17 protein-coding genes and 1 other annotated feature are annotated in these 18380 nt (G+C 43.6%); of the genes, 2 read left to right on the plus strand and 15 right to left on the minus strand.

Annotation, left to right across the window (positions count from 1 at the left end):
• Positions 1–71: 71 nt before the first annotated feature.
• Positions 72–359: a binding site (T-box leader), on the minus strand.
• Positions 360–510: 151 nt separating this feature from the next.
• Positions 511–2934, plus strand: coding sequence for an LPXTG cell wall anchor domain-containing protein (locus H8716_RS11590; protein WP_249309004.1), 2424 nt, complete (start codon positions 511–513; stop codon positions 2932–2934).
• Positions 2935–3026: 92 nt separating this feature from the next.
• Here H8716_RS11590 and leuD read toward each other — a convergent pair whose 3' ends face one another.
• From leuD to H8716_RS11650, 12 genes are all read right to left on the minus strand, one after another.
• Entirely contained in the window at positions 3027–3512 is a 486-nt protein-coding gene (leuD, locus tag H8716_RS11595; protein ID WP_249309005.1) for a 3-isopropylmalate dehydratase small subunit, read from the minus strand.
• A gap of 11 nt (positions 3513–3523) precedes the next feature.
• Positions 3524–4792: a 3-isopropylmalate dehydratase large subunit gene (gene leuC, locus H8716_RS11600; protein ID WP_249309006.1), complete on the minus strand. Its 1269-nt coding sequence runs from the start codon at positions 4790–4792 to the stop codon at positions 3524–3526.
• A 300-nt stretch (positions 4793–5092) separates the two neighbouring features.
• Positions 5093–6115 carry a ketol-acid reductoisomerase gene (gene ilvC, locus H8716_RS11605; RefSeq protein ID WP_249309007.1) on the minus strand — a complete coding sequence of 341 codons (1023 nt, stop codon included), beginning with the start codon at positions 6113–6115 and terminating at the stop codon, positions 5093–5095.
• 91 nt (positions 6116–6206) lie between these two features.
• On the minus strand, positions 6207–6704 hold the full coding sequence (gene ilvN / locus H8716_RS11610) for an acetolactate synthase small subunit (protein WP_249309008.1): 498 nt from the start codon (positions 6702–6704) through the stop codon (positions 6207–6209).
• Between the two features lie 104 nt (positions 6705–6808).
• Entirely contained in the window at positions 6809–7228 is a 420-nt protein-coding gene (locus H8716_RS11615; protein ID WP_249309009.1) for a CBS domain-containing protein, read from the minus strand.
• Positions 7229–7242: 14 nt separating this feature from the next.
• The gene (locus H8716_RS11620) at positions 7243–8364 is read right to left on the minus strand and encodes a C39 family peptidase (protein ID WP_249309010.1); all 1122 of its coding nucleotides are present in this window, start codon (positions 8362–8364) and stop codon (positions 7243–7245) included.
• A 255-nt stretch (positions 8365–8619) separates the two neighbouring features.
• The gene (locus H8716_RS11625; protein WP_249309011.1) at positions 8620–11607 is read right to left on the minus strand and encodes a coiled-coil domain-containing protein; all 2988 of its coding nucleotides are present in this window, start codon (positions 11605–11607) and stop codon (positions 8620–8622) included.
• Between the two features lie 35 nt (positions 11608–11642).
• Positions 11643–12212: an HdeD family acid-resistance protein gene (locus tag H8716_RS11630; protein WP_249309012.1), complete on the minus strand. Its 570-nt coding sequence runs from the start codon at positions 12210–12212 to the stop codon at positions 11643–11645.
• Positions 12213–12364: 152 nt separating this feature from the next.
• Complete coding sequence (locus H8716_RS11635) at positions 12365–12934, minus strand: TetR/AcrR family transcriptional regulator (protein ID WP_249309013.1); 570 nt, start codon at positions 12932–12934, stop codon at positions 12365–12367.
• A 137-nt stretch (positions 12935–13071) separates the two neighbouring features.
• Entirely contained in the window at positions 13072–13647 is a 576-nt protein-coding gene (locus tag H8716_RS11640) for an NUDIX hydrolase (protein WP_249309014.1), read from the minus strand.
• A gap of 11 nt (positions 13648–13658) precedes the next feature.
• A complete protein-coding gene (locus H8716_RS11645) occupies positions 13659–14390 on the minus strand; it encodes an ABC transporter permease (protein ID WP_249309015.1) in 732 nt (243 codons plus the stop codon).
• Positions 14391–14409: 19 nt separating this feature from the next.
• Complete coding sequence (locus tag H8716_RS11650) at positions 14410–15243, minus strand: ABC transporter ATP-binding protein (protein WP_249309016.1); 834 nt, start codon at positions 15241–15243, stop codon at positions 14410–14412.
• Positions 15244–15409: 166 nt separating this feature from the next.
• Between H8716_RS11650 and H8716_RS11655 the strand changes: the two genes are divergently transcribed.
• A complete protein-coding gene (locus tag H8716_RS11655; protein WP_249309017.1) occupies positions 15410–16180 on the plus strand; it encodes a hypothetical protein in 771 nt (256 codons plus the stop codon).
• Between the two features lie 96 nt (positions 16181–16276).
• Here the strand turns inward: H8716_RS11655 and H8716_RS11660 are convergent, their stop codons facing one another.
• From H8716_RS11660 to H8716_RS11670, 3 genes are read right to left on the minus strand one after another with little or no spacing between them, the layout of a single operon-like run.
• Positions 16277–16780, minus strand: a complete 504-nt coding sequence (locus tag H8716_RS11660; protein WP_249309018.1) for an NUDIX hydrolase — start codon at positions 16778–16780, stop codon at positions 16277–16279.
• Between the two features lie 55 nt (positions 16781–16835).
• Complete coding sequence (gene nudC, locus H8716_RS11665) at positions 16836–17663, minus strand: NAD(+) diphosphatase (RefSeq protein WP_249309019.1); 828 nt, start codon at positions 17661–17663, stop codon at positions 16836–16838.
• Positions 17660–18073 (minus strand): C-GCAxxG-C-C family (seleno)protein, encoded by a 414-nt coding sequence (locus tag H8716_RS11670; RefSeq protein ID WP_249309020.1) that lies wholly within the window; start codon positions 18071–18073, stop codon positions 17660–17662. Before H8716_RS11670 ends, nudC begins: the two co-directional genes overlap by 4 nt.
• Between the last annotated feature and the right edge of the window lie 307 nt (positions 18074–18380).

An 18380-nucleotide genomic window follows, 5' to 3' on the forward strand; every position in this document is an offset into this window, starting at 1 on the left:
CATCTTTTACTGCGAATTTCACATCTGCCGTGAAATAAAAAAAATCCTTCATCCCGTGACTGCTTACGGTCACTAGAGACGAAAGACTGCTTGTTGTCCTACGCGGTACCACTCTAATTTATGAAATAACTTCATACTCTCAATCGATACGGATCTGTCTGGATCTTATATCTTACCCGGATAACGGTCAGGACTCCGTCTGCGTCTACTCACCATCTGTCTGTACTTTTCTTTGCTGAACTGTGGCTTTCAGGCAGCCGCTCTGAGGTGAGTTCCTGTTATTCTCTCGGCTGTCTCGCATCACCCGGCAGCTTTCTGTATCTAAGAACAATAGTACTATTCCTCTTCATAGCTTTTTCTGTTTGACGTAGGTTTAAAATAACACTTTTCTGTAAAAATGTCAACCATTAATACTTTCTTAATTTTTTCATTTCAGGCTTTTTTTATAGATTTTCTTTTACATTTGTGTTAACATATATGTAATATTTTAATTTGAAAGGGGAGGGTATTATGCATAAACATAATCAACTGCTTGCAAAATGTGCTTCAGGAATCCTGTCTTTTTCCTTAATTATGAGCATGTTCCCTTCTGCTCCTGCATGGGCAGAGGAGGATTTTTCCGATGACGAATATGTCGACGAAGAGACATTGGATGAAGCAGAAGCAGAAGAAAGTTCTTCTGTATTCTATATCACAAAATTTGTCAATTTTGACAAAGACAGCGAAGGTCACTTCACCAATGACCAGACAAAAGAAAAATACGGTGATCTGACTTCTGAACCGGGAACAGCTCTGGAAGACCTTGGACTTCCTGAGAATCTGACTGTAGAAGGCTATTGGGAATCAGATGGAAGTGATGCAATCTCTTCCATGACCCTGGAGAACATCATCTGGAAGTTAAATTCAGATACAGATGAAGAATATACGGAAGCTTCCTCAGAAGGTACGTATACGTTTGTTCCGGATTATGAAGCTTACGTCATGGAATATGAAGATCTGGATGATCTTCTTCTTGCAGACGGAGTCAAGGATCTTACCATTGATGTACAGATTGCCGCTGTACCTGAAGAAACAGAAAGCGAAAGTGAAGCCGAGACAGAATCTGAAGCCGATGTCTCAGATGGCAATGTGGAAAGCAACGATGATGTCGATCTAAGCGATCTTGTCTCAGATGCCCAGGATTCTGTTAACGTCGCTCTGGATAACTCTGATTCAGACGATGAAGATTCCGGTGATGTCGCTCTGGACGGTTCTGATTCTGATGCTGAAAGCTCCGGTGATGTCGCTCTGGATGGTTCTGATTCTGATGCTGAAGGCTCCGGTGATGTCGCTTTGGATGGTTCTGATTCTGATGCTGAAGATTCCGCCGACGCTACTTTGGACGGTTCTGTTTCAGATGCAGAAGATGTGAATATCTTTGACAATCTGAATGATTCACTTATTGATGCAGACAATCAGGAAGAATACAAGAATTCTGAAGACGGAACGGTTACTCTTCTGCCAGAGAATTCCGATTCCCAGCCAGTCGTTATAGACGGTTCAGATACCACTGATACTCAGGAAGATCAATCAGATACTTCCAATGATACTGTAGCTGAAGATAATAATGGTGACGCTGCCATCGGCATCACAACACAGGATGGTACAGCAGCTGATTCCAATGATGCTGACTCACAGGATAGCAATATCGATACTTCCAATAATGCCACAGCTCAGGATGGCAATACCGATACTTCCGATGATGCCGCAGCTGAAGATGATAATTCAGAGGATTCAGGTACTGCTGCTCCAGAAGAACCTGCTGAACAGACACTGACCGGATCACTTATTTTCCTTAATGCGGATGATGATACTGTCATTTACCAGTATCCTTCTGATGACAACAGTACTGTCAGTTTTACAGCCGGTGAGGTAACTTCTCTTACCTCCATCCAACTTCCATGCAACGCCGAACTGGACAACCTCGCTGTTCAATTTGTTCTTTCTGACGATACGAGCTATGATCTGACTCAGGCTGACTTTACTGACGGTGCTACGAAGCGTATCACTTTCACGGATGGAACCGATACTTATTCTCTGGATCTGGCTCTGACAAAAGCGGCTCACAACTATGATGCCGCCACCTGTGAACATCTTGCCACCTGTCAGAACTGTGGTGCCACTATCGGTGATTATGCAGATCATGTATCTGCCAATAATGAGACCTGTACCAAGAACGCCACCTGTAGTGTCTGCGGTGCTGAATTAGAAGGAACTGCACTGGGACATGACTGGAAGCCAGCCACCTGCACAACACCAAAGACCTGTACACGCTGCAATGCAACAGAAGGCGCTGCATTGGGACATGATCTGAGAGATGACTGGGAAACTGTTGAAGAATCTACTTATACTTCACACGGTTATCAGGAGCGTTACTGTCACCGTGATAATTGTGACTACAGTGAAACACGTGATCTGAATATCGTCGGCAATCCGACAGACAATGCAATCCAGAACTTATCTGAAGGTGCTACTTATGATATTAATTCACGACTAACTTTCAGTGCCTATGGCGCTGCCAGCGAGAACACATCACCGATTGATAATGATATCCGCTACATTCCTTCTACCTGGTCTATTCAGAATACAACAGGTACATGGCTCGATAATTACAGTGGTGCATTCTCCATCTCCAAGACCGGTACTTACACCGTTACAGTTACTTTCCAGAAACAGGTATACGGAGACGGAAGCTGGCAGAGTACCGATATTGCTGACAGTAAGAGTGTTACCTTCTCCATCGGAGGTGCTTCCACGGACGGATCGAATGATGCTGTCCGGATTAATCCTCAGACTGGTGACCAGACACAGATTCTGCCATTTGTTATTATCCTGGCAGGCGCCGCAATTGTAATTATCGTTATCCTGGTACTTCGCAAAAAGAAAAAACAGTAATCTGTTTTCTGTAAAAGAACACTCCGATTACTGAATATGATCAAAAGTTAAGAGGGCGTACGGTATGAACCGTATACCCTCTTCTTTTTGTTCTATTTATTGTTGATATAATTGATCAGACCTTCTGCCTGAATGATCTTCTGCATGAACTCCGGAAATGCCTGTCCCTTGAATTCAGTACCTTTTGTACGGTTGTAGATCATACCACTGTCAAAATCTACCTCTACTTCATCTCCATCTTCAATTCCTTTTGACGCTGCAGGACATTCGATAATCGGCAGTCCGATGTTGATAGAATTACGATAGAAAATTCTGGCAAATGTCTCTGCAATGACACAGCTTACACCTGCTGCCTTGATGGCGATCGGTGCATGTTCTCTGGAAGAACCGCATCCAAAGTTCTTATCTGCTACAATAATGTCTCCCTTGTGTACCTTATTGACAAATTCTTTATCAATATCTTCCATACAATGGGTTGCCAGTTCTGCCGGATCTGAGGAATTCAGATATCTTGCCGGAATGATAACATCAGTATCTACATTGTCTCCGTATTTGAATACTTTTCCGTGTGCTTTCATCTTTCTCCTCCTTATAATCCCAGTTCATCCGGTGTGGAAATCTTACCTGTCACTGCACTTGCTGCTGCAACAGCCGGACTTGCCAGATATACTTCTGATTTTACATGACCCATACGTCCTACAAAGTTACGGTTAGTAGTGGAGATACAACGTTCACCTTCTGCCAGAATACCCATATATCCGCCAAGACATGGTCCACAGGTCGGTGTGCTCACTACTGCTCCTGCTTCTATAAAGATCTTCAACAGCCCCTCTTCCATTGCCTGAAGATAAATCTTCTGGGTAGCCGGAATCACGATACAACGCACTCCTTTTTTCACCTTACGGCCTTTTAAGATCTCTGCAGCACATCTCAGGTCTTCGATACGACCATTGGTACAGGAACCGATCACAGACTGGTCAATGACTACATCCTCTGTAATCTCATCCATTGTTTTTGTATTTTCCGGCAGATGCGGGAATGCAATCGTAGGCTTCAATTCACTTAAATCAATAGTATATTCTTCATCATATACTGCATCTTCATCTGCTTCAAAGATCTTGTACGGACGTTTGGAATGTTCTTTCATATAAGCAATTGCCAGATCATCTACAGGGAAGATTCCATTCTTGCCACCGGCTTCAATTGCCATGTTCGCAATAGTGAAACGATCATCCATAGAAAGATTTTTGATACCTTCTCCAGTAAATTCCATAGAACGGTACAGTGCACCGTCTACTCCAATCATACCGATAATGTGAAGAATCACATCTTTTCCGCTTACCCATTTGGACGGCTTGCCAATCAGATTGAACTTAATCGCTGACGGCACTTTGAACCATGCTTTTCCAGTTGCCATACCTGCTGCCATATCGGTACTTCCCACACCGGTGGAAAAAGCTCCCAGGGCACCATAAGTACATGTATGTGAGTCTGCACCGATAATTACATCACCTGCAACGGTCAGACCGCTTTCTGGAAGCAGTGCATGTTCGATACCCATCTGTCCTACATCAAAATAATTGGTAATATCATGTTTTGCTGCAAACTGGCGTACACATTTGCAATGCTCTGCTGACTTAATGTCTTTATTTGGAATAAAATGATCCATTACCAATGCAATTTTATCTTTGTTAAATACGCCTTCCTTTGTAAACTTATCCATCTCATGGATCGCTACCGGTGATGTGATATCATTTCCCAGCACCAGATCCAGATCTGCTTCAATCAGCTGTCCTGCTTCCACAGATGGAAGCCCGGCCGCTGCTGCCAGAATCTTCTGTGTCATCGTCATTCCCATGATTCTTTCCTCCTCTATTCAAGAATGCCTCGGCATTCTTGCTGCGAGATGCGCGTCATGCAATGCATGACATACTTCTTCTGCGCATCTCTGCAATCCTGCCGGAGGCTATATCAGATGGGGGGATTGACTCCCACCACTGATACTGATTTGTTGCTCGCCACCTGCAGAGGTGGGAGTCATTTCACATCTGATATATCAGACTCTCTGCGCTGATCTGTCTCTATCAGCACAAAATCCGGAACAACCTGTATATGCTGTCCCGGATTCTCATTCCTACACTCTCTTCATCATATCTGATTAGTTGTTAATCAGTTTGTCTTCGCCATTCCAGCTATACAGTTTGCGGATCTCTGCACCAACTTTTTCTGATGGATGTTCAGAAGCCAGCTTTCTCATAGCCTTGAAATGTACCTGTGAACCTGCGCTGGACATATCTAACAGGAAGTCTTTTGCAAAAGTACCATCCTGAATATCAGACAGGATCTTCTTCATTGCTTTCTTCGTATCTTCTGTGATGATCTTAGGTCCTGTGATGTAATCACCATATTCGGCAGTATTGGAAATGGAATATCTCATTCCTGCGAATCCGGACTGGTAAATCAGGTCTACGATCAGCTTCATCTCATGGATACATTCAAAGTATGCATTTCTTGGGTCATATCCAGCTTCTACCAGAGTCTCAAAACCAGCCTGCATCAGTGCACATACACCACCGCAGAGAACGGCCTGTTCACCGAAAAGGTCTGTCTCAGTCTCTGTTCTGAATGTTGTCTCCAGAACACCTGCTCTTGCTCCACCGATTGCCAGTGCATAAGCCAGTGCGATCTCCAGAGCTTTGCCTGTAGCATTCTGATGAACAGCTACCAAACAAGGAACACCCTTGCCCGCCTGATATTCGCTTCTTACTGTGTGTCCAGGTCCCTTAGGTGCGATCATGGTAACATCTACATTTGCAGGTGGTACGATACATCCGAAGTGAATATTGAAACCGTGAGCGAACATCAGCATGTTGCCCTCTTCCAGGTTCGGTTCGATATCTTTTTTGTAAAGAGCTGCCTGCTTCTCATCGTTGATCAGGATCATGATGATATCAGCTTTCTTTGCAGCTTCTGCTGCTGTATAAACTTCAAATCCCTGTGCCTCTGCTTTTGCCCAGGACTTGCTGCCTTCATAAAGACCGATAATAACATGGCATCCGGATTCCTTTGCATTTAATGCATGTGCATGTCCCTGGCTGCCGTAACCGATTACTGCAATTGTCTTTCCTTCCAGCATGGAAAGGTTACAGTCTTCCTGATAATAAATCTTTGCTTCTTCCATTATGTTTCTCCTCCATAGAAAATATGCTCTCCGATACGATCCACGTACCATAAATATGTTAAAGACCTTTCGCCTCTAGCAATCTTTTAAATTATAAATATCTGACATCATCTGCACCACGTGACAGTCCTGTCATACCGGTTCTGGCCAGTTCCAGAATCTCATAGTCACTGATCAGTTCAAGAAATGCAGTTAACTTGCCCTGATCTCCTGTCAGTTCAATAATCATGGATGACTTCGCCACATCCACAACCTTGGCACGGAAAATATCGCAGATCGCATTAATACCCTGACGGTCCTTCGCATCTGCACGCAACTTCACCATGATCAGCTCTCTGTTCACACTGTCTCCTGGCTTCAGAGTCTTTACATCCGCCACATCTACTAACTTACGTACCTGCTTCTCAATCTGATCCAGAATCTGTTCATCTCCATTTACTACTACAGTCATTCTGGAATATCTCGGGTCTGCAGTCACACCTACTGTCAGGCTGTCAATATTATAACCGCGGCGACTGAAAAGCCCTGCAACACGGCTCAGTACACCGGATGTATTGTCTACCAGCATGGATAACACTCTCTGATTCATTCTTTCACCCCTTTTGTGTAAACTTCCTATCTGCTCAGAATCTTCGCAGATTGAAACTTTCTATATTCTACCAACTATATTTTTGTTTGTCAACTTTAATCGCTTTAACGCGTTAAATTCTCTTTTTGCACCTGATCGTAACAATACTGAATAATATCTCTTCGGGTTACAATCCCAATAAAAATCTTCTTATCATCGATTACCGGTACAAAATTCTGGTTCATGGACGTGGTAATCAGATCCTCGATCTTACAGTCAATATTTACCGGTTCATTATGCCAGTAACGTCTGATCTTGGTCATGGGAATATCTTCCATCTCCTTCAGTTCCTGAAATCCGGTAGCTTTTAAATGCCACAGCAGATCACCTTCTGTCAATGTTCCCACATAATTTCCGTTCCGATTGATCACCGGAACTGCACTGTATCTGTGTTTTTCCATCTTCTCCAGAACCTGGCGAAGAGTAAAATCGTCATACAAATACACGATCTCATTCTTTGGCTTCAAATAAAATAATATATTCATCCTGGCGCCTCATACTATTTTTCTTCTGCAGTTTTCTTTACTACTACTGCGTATTTTCCTATTTTATCATAGATGTTCTTAAATTCATCATAGTCCCTGGTTACAATGCCTTCCAGCGGATCATTGATCTGTACCGTATTATTGTCCAGATCATATCCTGACAGTACCACACAGTGTTCCTGATAATACCAACGGTAGGTTTTCCCTTCATACTCTGCGGTATCTTCCGTAAATTCCGGTTCTGCCATATACATAGTCGTCCAGAGAACCACCGGTGTGTCCGCCTGCACGTAGCTGAGCAGTTCTTCCATCTCTGTTCCAGATATATCATAAGCCACATAATCAGCTTCCTGATCTTCAAAGAAATTATCTGCCGTAGCCGCGATTGCCGGAGCGAAACAACCTGCGCCGTCTTCACTGAACGGATCCCCTATATATCCGATTGCCATGTTATCTGTCTCCTGATTATAAATCAGGAATTCTCTGGCAATAGTCGTCTTGTACAACATGAATCCTTCATACTCCAATGCCATGGTCAGCGCTACAGACTCACATCCTGTAGGCAACTCCGGTAACTGAAGTACTGACGGCACTTCCAGGCTGACAGCTCGTGGAAGTTCATCAAAATCCAGAAGAGCAAAGTCTTCTTCCGCATCTTCCTTCGTCAGAATATCGAAGTCTTCTGCAAATTTTACTTTGTCAGTCTTGCGAATCTCTATATAAGGATCATCCTTGTAATATCTTCTCTCTGTCTCACTCTCCGTTTCTGAGCTGATCTCTGTATCCTCACTGTTTATCTCAGTATTGTCATAATATTCTATTGGCTCACTATATTCTGTTCCTGCTGCATATTCCGTACTGCTGTCATAGCTCTCTGTGTAATCCGGTACCCAGGTATCAGTTCCTGTCTGTGGCTCCTGTTCAGTGCCTCCATAAACCATGTTCTGATCCACCTGCGTCGTATCTTCATAAATTGCATTCTGATCCGCCTGCACTGTACTGTCCGGATACCTCGGTTCTCCGATACCATATTCCATTTCCCCTTCCATCTGCTCGGCAAAAACAGGCATACCTAAAGTACACCCTGCGCTCACAAAGCCTGCCAGCATCAGGACTGAAAACTTCTTTTTTGTCATTCTTATACTCCTTAACTTAAAACCCCTGTTCTTCAGAGTCTTTGTTCACTTTACTCTCCAGCTTCGTTTATTATACCTAAAACATACGGGAATTTCAACCAATGCGGACATTTTCACAAAAACTTCAGAATTCCGCAGGTCTATACCTGATAAATTGCAGAACATTTTCTCGCAATCAAAATAAGAACCGGAAACTTATCAACAAATTTCCGGTTCTCTCTGTATTACCATTTTAATTCTTTTAATTTTGTTTTATCAGTCGTCATTGCCGATGGATGCTGTTTCAATGATGAACTTCACGCTGCCGACACTGTCCTGATCTCCATCTGAGAAAAGTTGATATGCATCTCCTGCATCCCGGATCTCTTTCAGTCTGTCAATCATATCCTGAAGATCTTCATCTGCGAAGTCTACAATCTTCTGAATTGCTTTTTCGTCGAATTCTTCCATGCCATCTTTTAATTCATTTGCACCATCTAACAGTTCATCTACACCGGAATCCAGATCACTTCCGCCATCTCTTAACTGAGATGTTCCGTCCTTGAGCTGTGCACTTCCGTCTGCCAGCTGCTGTATTCCACTTGCCAGTGTATTACCGCCCGCTTTCAGCTGGTTACCGCCATCTGTCAGCTTCTCTACTCCATCGGCCAGTGTACCTGCACCGTCCTGAAGAGACTTGGTTCCAGCGGCCAGTGAACTGGTTCCGGCTTTCAGTGAATCTGTACCTTTCTGAAGCTGGGAAGCACCCTTACTGAGACTTTGGATGCCTGTATTCAGAGCTGGAAGTTTTGCACCTACCTGATTTAATCCTGCCGCAATCACATCAATACCTTTTGTATACAGTTCAGATACACCGTCTGAGATTGCCTTGCTGCCCGGCACCAGTCTGGTAGAAACCTGTTTTTCAAGCGTCGTCAGACCTTCTGTAATAGTTTCACTGCCTTCTGCCATTGTTTCTACTGCACCTTTGGTTTTTCCATCTTCTGTACCATACAGCGTTGCATAAATCTTCGCTGCACCTTCTGAAAGATCTTTCAGTCCTGCTTCCAGATCATTCATCGTTCCCTGCAATACAGCAGCTCCTGCCGTCAGTTCTTTTCCTTTTACACTTAATGTCTTCATGATCTGTTCCGGTGTTGGCTGTGTTGCAGAACCACTCTCGGTTCCACCTGCAGATGTACTGCCTGTTGTATCAGCCTGTGTGCTGATCAGATCTTCTGCCGGCACTTCTACTTCCTGTGTAGCCGTTACCGTCTGTTTTTCTTTCAATGCTGCAAGTGTTGCCTCCTGGCTGGCAATATCACTCTGCATCTGTGCGATACAGTTATCAAGCTGGCTGCTGTATGCACTGTATGCATTGGAAAACTTCTTCGCCATCTCATTTGGGATCGCATTCTTCTGTGATTTTACATCCTGAAGACTTGCCAGTACAGCTTTATCTCCTGCAATGGATGCTTCCAGACTGGCAATAGCATCTGCATTGGCATCCGCAAAAGATACATCCATGGTGACATCTGTAGAAACAGTTACCGGTTTCTGATTCTGCTCAGCAGACTGACCTGTTGTTTCTCCATTCTCTGGTTGCTGATTCTCTCCGCCTGATGGCTGAGATGGCTGTTGTGCAGAAATAATTGCTATTAATGTATCAACACCTGATACATAATCATTAATTCCTTTTGTCAATGTTGGAATAGATCCACTCTTATCTACACCTGTTATCGCATGATTTGCAGCATATACTTTTTGATACATAGTCTGTAGTCCACCTGATACGGTCTGCAGTCCATTCTTTAATGTTTCCTGTGTCTCTGTGCTTAACAGCTGTTGTAGTCCCGCTGTCAGGTTACTGCTTCCTTCTGCTAATTTCTTCAAATAAGTATCTACTGTGGATACTCCATCTGATACTTCTGCTGCACCTTTTGTCAGTTTTTTCTTATTGTCCTCAATCTGTGCCACACCATCAATCAGCGCCTGTAAACCTTTTACCAATGCAGGTCTGTTCTGATCCAAAGTAGTGATACCATCTGCCAGCTGATCCATACCATCTTTCAGACTCTGTGCACCTGTGTCCAGAGTTTTGGCGCCATCTGCCAGCTGATCTACACCATCCACCAGATCTCCTTTTTTGCTGTTTAACCGGTTCAGTCCGTCGGATAACTGCTTAATGCCGTTGATCAGATCCCCCTTCTTATTATTCAGTGTCTGTACTCCGTCATTCAGGTCTCCTGCACCGTCATCCAGCTTATCGATTCCATCAATCAGATCGGTGCAGCCATCCTTTAATTCCTGTACACCGTCTGCCAGATCACTGGTTCCGTCTACCAGCTGTGTTGCTGCATCTGCGATCTCATCAATCTTATCCTTGAGATCATCTTCATCATCGATGCTGTCCAGATCAAGATCATCCAGACTCAGTGGTGTTGCTACTGTCATAGACATAGATAACGAGAAATCTGTCACATCCGCTTCCACTTCAAAACTTTCCGGAATATCCAAATCAATATCCATGTCATCCAGAATATCAGATCCTTTAATCTTCAGGCTGTCTTCCAGTCCCGGAAGTCCTACACCGATGACAATATTCTTGTCACCATCAGAAATGGATTTACCATTGCTTACTTTCACATTAGAGAAATTATCTCCAGGAAGGATCATTCCTGTGAATAATACGAATGGGGTATAGATCTCACCCTGTTTCATATGATTGGTATACTGATATACCATTTTTACATGACCGCTCTTGCCTGCCAGATCATCTGCTGAGATCTCTTTTCCGTCCAGATAATAGGTCACATTCACGGATACCGGCAGAGATTTGGTACTGGTTCCCTGATAATAAATATCACTTCCATTGGCATCCCAGGTAAGAGTATCTCCATCCTGCGAAAAAGTCTCATCACCTTTTACATTCTTAATATCTGTCAGGTCAGATTTATCTGAAATAGAAGTATTGCCATCCGTATTCTTCAGCCAGTCGCTGACAATGATCTCCTGTGTCTCACCGGATGGAGATGCTTTTACGTAAACAGTTTCTTCCTTGGTGGATTCCTTTTTCTCTGTCTCTGTTTCTGTCTCTGTTTCTACTTCGGTTTCTGTTTCTTTTTCTGTTACTGCTTCTGTCTCTTCTTCCACTGAAGCTGCTGACGCATCAGATGCATACACGCTTCCCATTCCGGCATTTGCAACCATGATTCCAGTCATTGCCAGTGCCATTGCCTGTGTAATCTTCTTGTTTCTATTCATAATCTGTGCTCCTCCTCTAAACTCTCTATAACTCTTTATAATTCTTTGTAATCAACATCTATGACATTTCTCTCGGACACCTTCACGGTATAGATTCCAACCCAGAGATTCTGTATTCCGTCTATCAGAAGCGTAATACCCAGTAGAATCATCATTGCCACTGCACTCTCAAATGGTTTGAAAATCAACAGAAGACCGCATATACAGGTTGCCACTGCAAGCAGGATAATCATCCACCATGTTGTCAGCCCAAATGTCTTCGCATCCAATGCTGTCTGAATCTTCAGCACACCGTCAACCAGAACAAAGATTCCCATTACGATTGGTAAGATGGATATAATATGTTCCGGATGGATGATGAAAACAAGACCGAGCAAAATGGACAGGATTCCAAATGCAAAGTCAAACTGAAATGCCAGACGGTATAAATCCTTTGAAAAATACCCAATTAATTTGACAATTCCTCCAATCATCAGCATTGCTCCGATCAGATAGCACAATACTGATAAAGACATCTCAGGCCAGATCACAAGCACCAGTCCCAGAATTACCATGACTACGGAAATGGTAATATACGCATGTTTTGCTTTCTTGATCAGATCCATAACTGCCTCCTTTCTGACTGTCTTTGTCCTTCTCTTTCTTTTTACGTGTTACAGCTTATCGTAATTCTTTTTTTTATTCTACGGTCAAAAAAAGCTCCCTGCACAATTTTTGTGCACGAAGCTCGTTTTGCCCAAATATCAGACAATTTAATTTATTTTCTGTCATTTCTCTCCACTGCATTTTCCAGCATATTCCTGGTGCTGCCCTCCAGATAAGAAAAAATCTTATCTACTATGTACTCTGGATCCTGCTTCATACCACTGTCCAGCCACTGCAGGATCAGTCCCACAAAAGCGCATTTATAAAAATCCGCAATCAGGTGCAAATCCTCATCTTTCACCGAAAGTCCTTCTGCCTGCATCTTCACAAAATCATACATGATACGCCCCATGACCTGATACAGATAGGCATCGATCTTTCTTCTGCTGAGAGAATTATAGATATGATAAATTCCCTTCTTGTTCTTCAGAGCAAAAGAGCAGGACTCCAGAATCGCATCTCTCCAGGACGATTCCGTCAGATTCTCTGTCAGCACACGCTTTGTCTCATTCTCCAGTATCTCATCCAGCAATGCATAGATATCACTGTAATGATAATAGAAGGTATTCCGGTTCACACCACAGTCTTCTACGATATCTTTCACCGTAATCTTATCAAATGGAACCTGATTGATCAGTTTCATAAATGATTCTGTAATCGCTCTCTTTGTCAGTTGAGACATTCACACATCCTCCGTTGTCCGGTCTGCAAAGGCATTCTTCAGATTCTGCCCTGTTAGACCGATCTAATACAGCGTGATTATAGCATTATTTTTTCGGGTTCACCAGATATTTTTTAAGATTTTGTTAATTTTTATAATTATTTTAGATTCCAGTAATTCAGCTTTTCATTTAACTTGCAGTAAATATGTTCCTGAAACCAGGGTTCTGTGGATGCTGCAACTGCCTCCTCCAGCGGAAACCATGCCACATTACTGTTTTCATCCTCTTTTATATGCAATACATCTGTCTCTTCCGCCTGAAGCAGATAAGTCACATTCAAATGCAGATGAGATGAGACATATGCCCCCTTTTTCACATGTCCGTCTACCGTCAGCACTTCCAGGGAATAGATTTTCTCACTGACTGGCTTCACATGCCGGATTCCGCTTTCTTCCTGTGCTTCCTTTAATGCCACCTTCAGCAGATCTGTTTCTCCATCTGCATGGCCACCAAGCCAGGACCATGACTTGTAAATATTATGATACGCCATCAGTACTTTTGTACGCTGTTCATTGACAATCCACGCCGAAGCCGTCATATGTGCCAGGTGATTCTCTCTGGTAAAAATATCTTTTTCCGTCTCCAGACAGCGAAGTATCAGTTCTTTATCCCGCTCTTCCTGTTCATTCACCGGTCGATAGGCCCGAATCTGCTCTTTTAATCTGTCGCTCATTTCTCTCACCTCTACAGATTTTTCTTCTTATATAAAAAGGCAAATGCCAGTGCACCAAATACCAGCAGATAGACTCCCAAAATCAGAATGCCCGTGTATCCGCAGCCTTCTCCTGCCGCAATACTGCGCAGCATGGCACTGGTCTGAGACAGAGGCAATGCCCCGATGACTTCCCGCAGTCCGTGAGGCATCTGTTCTGTAGAAAAGAAGGTATTACACAGATACGCCATTGGCATAATAATATAGTTGGAAAACCGTGGCACATCGGTATGATTCCTTGCGTAAAAGGATACCACCACTCCAATAGTGGAAAACACGGCGCCATTTAAAAACATAATCAGAAAAGAATATCCGTTAAAAACCAGCCCGGTTCCAATTGGAATAGTCAGCACCAATATTACAATTCCTGCATACAGTCCACGCAGGCTTCCCCCAATGATCTGCCCCACAATAAACTGCCACAGAGGCGTCGGAGAAATCATCACCTGATCAAATGCTTTCTCATAGAGCCTCTGTACATTCAGATTCTGCGCAATGGCATTAAAGCTTCCGTTCATGGTGGTAAGTGCCACTACCCCCGGTATCAGGAAATTCAGGTATGGCTGACCGTTGGTAACTGTCTTGATTCCCATACCAAACACCACCAGGTACATCAGCGGCGCAATCATGGCAGCAAGTGTAATCTTATAAAAATCTCTGCGGAATTCCCGCCACTTTTCCCAGAGTATTGTTATGATTCCCATTCATTCATTCTCCTGCTTTTTATTTGTTCTTATCCGCCCTCTCGATAAACACATCTTCCAATGTGGTATCACGCAGAGTACATTTACCTTCCAGAGAAGAAAGATACGTGATGGCATCGGAACGTTCATGGAAATATCGACTGACAGTTCCAGATACTGTCATCTGATCTACTGTATAGCAGCCAAGCGCCTCTATCATACCCTGCGGCGTATTTACCTCTTCCAGCCTTCCATGATTCATCATCGCAACTCTCTCGCAAAGTGACTGAGCCTCTTCCATGTAATGAGTTGTAAGAAGAATTGTAAGGTTCTTATCATTCAACTGGCGTAGCAGATTCCACATCTGTCTTCTGGATAACGCATCCATCCCGGCAGTCGGTTCGTCAAGAAGAAGGATCTCCGGATCTGTCAGAAGAGCACGACATACCATCAGCTTCCGTTTCATTCCGCCGGAGAGATGGCGTACAGTTCTTTTCCGAAATGGCAAAAGATCACAAAATTCCAGTAGTTCCTCTGACTTCTCCCTGATCTTTTTTACTGGCATAAAATACAGTCTTCCCTGATACTCCATAATCTCATCCATAGTCATATCCTGTCGCATGGAATATTCCTGGGTAATAACACTGATCTTACGCTTCAATGCCGGATTCTTACGGGTCAGACGTTCTCCGTCAATCAGGATCTCTCCTTCCGTTGGAAGCAATAAGGTGGACAACATACTGATCGTCGTGGTCTTTCCTGCTCCGTTTGGTCCAAGCAGCCCGAAAAATTCTCCGGTCTTTATCTTCAGATCCAGACTGTCCACGGCCGTAAAATCTTCAAATCTTTTTGTAAGGTTTTTTATTTCAATCATCTTTTATCTCCATTTATCCATATCTTTTTATTATACTCTTTTTTCCATTCTTTTTCAATGAAAGAACTGGCTGTTCTTTACACTTCAGACAGCATATGATATCATAAATCTGGTATGTTTTTTACTTTATAACATGCCTATTTTTAATAACAAAGAAGGTTTGATTATGAAATACCATACAATTGTGAAACGAATTTTTCTTCCCGTTATTTTCTGGGCTGTAGTCTGTCCCGGCATCTCTTCCGATGTGCTTACGGCAGCGGCAGCCACTGATGCTTCTGTTGATGCCGTGACGAATGATAATACCTATTCCGTTACGATTGGAGATGGTTCCTCTTCTGTATCTCTGAATGATGCTTCTGTAAGTGTAGACGATGGACATCTGAATATCACTCTGAGTCCAGATCATTACCAGGAACTGGCTTCTGCCATGGCCGCCTTTACCGATACTTCAACCGAGGATTTCAATCTGGAAGCCCACACCCAAGCTGATCCGGTTACGCTGGATCTGACAGACGGAGAATACTCCATTGAACTGGCCATGAGCGGCGGCAGCGGCAAAGCAAGTGTGGTATCCCCGACAATTCTTACCGTAGAGAACGGTCATGCATATGCAGATATCACCTGGAGCAGTTCCAATTATGATTATATGGTTGTTGCCGGGGAAACCTATCTGAATGAATCAGAAGATAACATGGCATCCAGTTTCCACATTCCGGTTACCAAAATGGATGAAGAAATGTCTGTGATCGCAGATACCACTGCAATGGGAACGCCTCATGAAGTAAATTATACATTTACTTTTTATTCAGAATCCATTGGTTCAACCAGTCAGATGCCACAGGAAGCATCAAAACGTGTGGTGATTATGGCCCTGATTATTATTATCGGTGGCGGTATTCTGAACCATTACGTCAATAAAAAGCGGAAAAAATAATCTGAGTCAGATTATCTTATATAGGAAAACAGTCCATAAGAAGCTTCACGCATTGTCTTCTCATGGACTGTTTTTCTTACATATGAATCATTTTCTTTATACGTCAAATACCTTTTTGATACTGTCGTAATGCAGGAAAATTCCCTGATCAGCCAGTTCTTTGATTTCTCCTGCTGTTGCCAGCCGGTATCCGTCAGTCTCCGCTGTCTGAAGATGCAGATCCGATTCCGGGAAGTCTACAGTGTAACGATAGATATCTACAAAGTAGTTATCTCCTTCTCCAGGATTCTCTCTCTTGTAAGAAAACTGATATCCGCCCTCGCAGCCAGCCACATCCAGTCCTGTCTCTTCCTGAATCTCTCTTCTGACAGCTTCCTCAGATGTCTCTCCTGCCATGGCAGCACCGCCGGACACTTCCCACCAGCCCGGTGCCCAGGCTTTGGTCATAACCCTTTTCGTAATCAGGAATCTGTGATCCGGGCGCATAATCACGCCTAATACCGTCAGGTGGTATTCTCCGTCCTTAAGACACCAGTCATTCCTCTTCATCGTTCTCCCTGTCTTTTTCTTTTCACTGTCGTATATATCCCAGAATTCCATTTTCTCCTCGCTTTCCCGGTGGCAGTTCTTTCTGCCATCGGTCTTTTCTTATTGTCTACAGACATCCATGTTTAAATCTGCGGATCATCTCTCTGGTCAGACTGCTGTTATCATCAATCTCAGGAACTTCTTCCGGTGTCAGCCATTTGGCCAGTCCCAGTTCTGTCTTATCCAGATGAATCTGATCACTTCCGTCCAGTTTTGCTGTAAATCCAACCATCAGGTTGCCAACACATCCCCATGGCTGGCTGGCATAATAACAGATATTCTTTACCCTGATACCAACTTCTTCCATCAGCTCACGCTGTACACATTCTTCCAGTGTTTCACCGATCTCTACGAATCCAGCCACCAGCGCATATTGATCTGATGTTCTTCCTGCATATTTTGTTACCAGCAGACGGTTCTTATCATCTGTTACTGCCACAATAATAGCCGGTGAAATCTTTGGAAACATCATATTGCCGCAGGACGGGCAGCGCATCATCCGCTCCTTTTTATCATGAACTGTCTTCGCACCGCAGCATCCACAGTACTGCACAGAATTGTGCCACTGGCTCAGGTGCATGGCAGTCATTCCTGCAAAAGCTTCTGCAGTCGGTTCTTTATCACGGATGTCTCTCCAGTCCATCCAGACTGCATCCTCTATTTCCCCTTCTTCTTTTCCTTCTGCCAAGAAATAATCCCTGCCACTGATGGAAAACAGATAGGTACACTCTCCTGCCCGATCTTTCACTTCACGATACAGCGGCCATACCAGCATACCGTCTTTTATACGACCCAGTATTTTTCTTCCGGTACAGAAGCAGATTCTGCTGTCATCCTGTACTTCTTTTTCATGATATTGGTTATCCATATGTTTCGGTGCAATTTCGTGAATCATGCTTCATCCTCCATTTCGTACACTTCATCCAGAATGGCAGCCACTTTGGAAATCGTCACAAAGCAGCGTTCTTCCTTATTGTAGAACTGAGGTCTCAGATCCTTGCAGTCCTCGGATCCAAAAGCTTCTCTTACTTTACGGATGTAGGTTCTGACCTTCTTCATCATCGCCGGGCTGGTATGTCCCCCGTCTCCTTCTACAAATTTATAACTGAGAGCGGCACTTCCTCCTGTCACTGCACCACAGACAATGGCACATCCCATTCCGCCTCCAAAGCATCCCATAGTACGGATGACATCATCGGAAATATCCATGTCCCACGCTTCTGCTGCTGCGCTGAATACTGCTTCTGCACAGTTATAATTGGTTTCTTTATAGTATTTCTCCAGATAATCTACTACTTTTCCCATATTCCTTCTCCTTTACATGTATCTTATATATCTCTGAAAAATCGATTCTGAGTTCAAGAATGCCTCGGCATTCTTGCTGCGAGATGCGCGTCATGCAAAGCATGACATATTTCTTTTGCGCATCTCTGCAATCCTGCCGGAGGCTATATCAGATGGGGGATTGACTCCCACCACTGATACTAATTTGCTCCTCGCCACCTAAAGGACGCCACTGAAAAAGTGGTCGTAAAATCATATATCTGATATAATTAAGGTATCATAATTGTCGGAGGTTGAAATGTTATCATCCCAACTTAAACTTAGCCTT

The sequence above is a fragment of the Jingyaoa shaoxingensis genome, assembly GCF_014385005.1.
Classification (GTDB): domain Bacteria; phylum Bacillota; class Clostridia; order Lachnospirales; family Lachnospiraceae; genus Marvinbryantia; species Marvinbryantia shaoxingensis.

Bases quoted from the DNA above. Each gene is read 5' to 3' on its own strand.
- H8716_RS11635 (WP_249309013.1), bottom strand. From the start codon at position 12,934: ATGTCTCAACTGACAAAGAGAGCGATTACAGAATCATTTATGAAACTG.
- H8716_RS11620 (WP_249309010.1), bottom strand. From the start codon at position 8,364: ATGACAAAAAAGAAGTTTTCAGTCCTGATGCTGGCAGGCTTTGTGAGC.
- H8716_RS11590 (WP_249309004.1), top strand. From the start codon at position 511: ATGCATAAACATAATCAACTGCTTGCAAAATGTGCTTCAGGAATCCTG.
- H8716_RS11630 (WP_249309012.1), bottom strand. From the start codon at position 12,212: ATGGATCTGATCAAGAAAGCAAAACATGCGTATATTACCATTTCCGTA.
- H8716_RS11650 (WP_249309016.1), bottom strand. From the start codon at position 15,243: ATGATTGAAATAAAAAACCTTACAAAAAGATTTGAAGATTTTACGGCC.
- H8716_RS11670 (WP_249309020.1), bottom strand. From the start codon at position 18,073: ATGGGAAAAGTAGTAGATTATCTGGAGAAATACTATAAAGAAACCAAT.
- ilvC (WP_249309007.1), bottom strand. From the start codon at position 6,115: ATGGAAGAAGCAAAGATTTATTATCAGGAAGACTGTAACCTTTCCATG.
- ilvN (WP_249309008.1), bottom strand. From the start codon at position 6,704: ATGAATCAGAGAGTGTTATCCATGCTGGTAGACAATACATCCGGTGTA.
- H8716_RS11615 (WP_249309009.1), bottom strand. From the start codon at position 7,228: ATGAATATATTATTTTATTTGAAGCCAAAGAATGAGATCGTGTATTTG.
- H8716_RS11655 (WP_249309017.1), top strand. From the start codon at position 15,410: ATGAAATACCATACAATTGTGAAACGAATTTTTCTTCCCGTTATTTTC.
- H8716_RS11645 (WP_249309015.1), bottom strand. From the start codon at position 14,390: ATGGGAATCATAACAATACTCTGGGAAAAGTGGCGGGAATTCCGCAGA.
- nudC (WP_249309019.1), bottom strand. From the start codon at position 17,663: ATGATTCACGAAATTGCACCGAAACATATGGATAACCAATATCATGAA.
- leuC (WP_249309006.1), bottom strand. From the start codon at position 4,792: ATGGGAATGACGATGACACAGAAGATTCTGGCAGCAGCGGCCGGGCTT.
- H8716_RS11660 (WP_249309018.1), bottom strand. From the start codon at position 16,780: ATGGAATTCTGGGATATATACGACAGTGAAAAGAAAAAGACAGGGAGA.
- leuD (WP_249309005.1), bottom strand. From the start codon at position 3,512: ATGAAAGCACACGGAAAAGTATTCAAATACGGAGACAATGTAGATACT.
- H8716_RS11640 (WP_249309014.1), bottom strand. From the start codon at position 13,647: ATGAGCGACAGATTAAAAGAGCAGATTCGGGCCTATCGACCGGTGAAT.
- H8716_RS11625 (WP_249309011.1), bottom strand. From the start codon at position 11,607: ATGAATAGAAACAAGAAGATTACACAGGCAATGGCACTGGCAATGACT.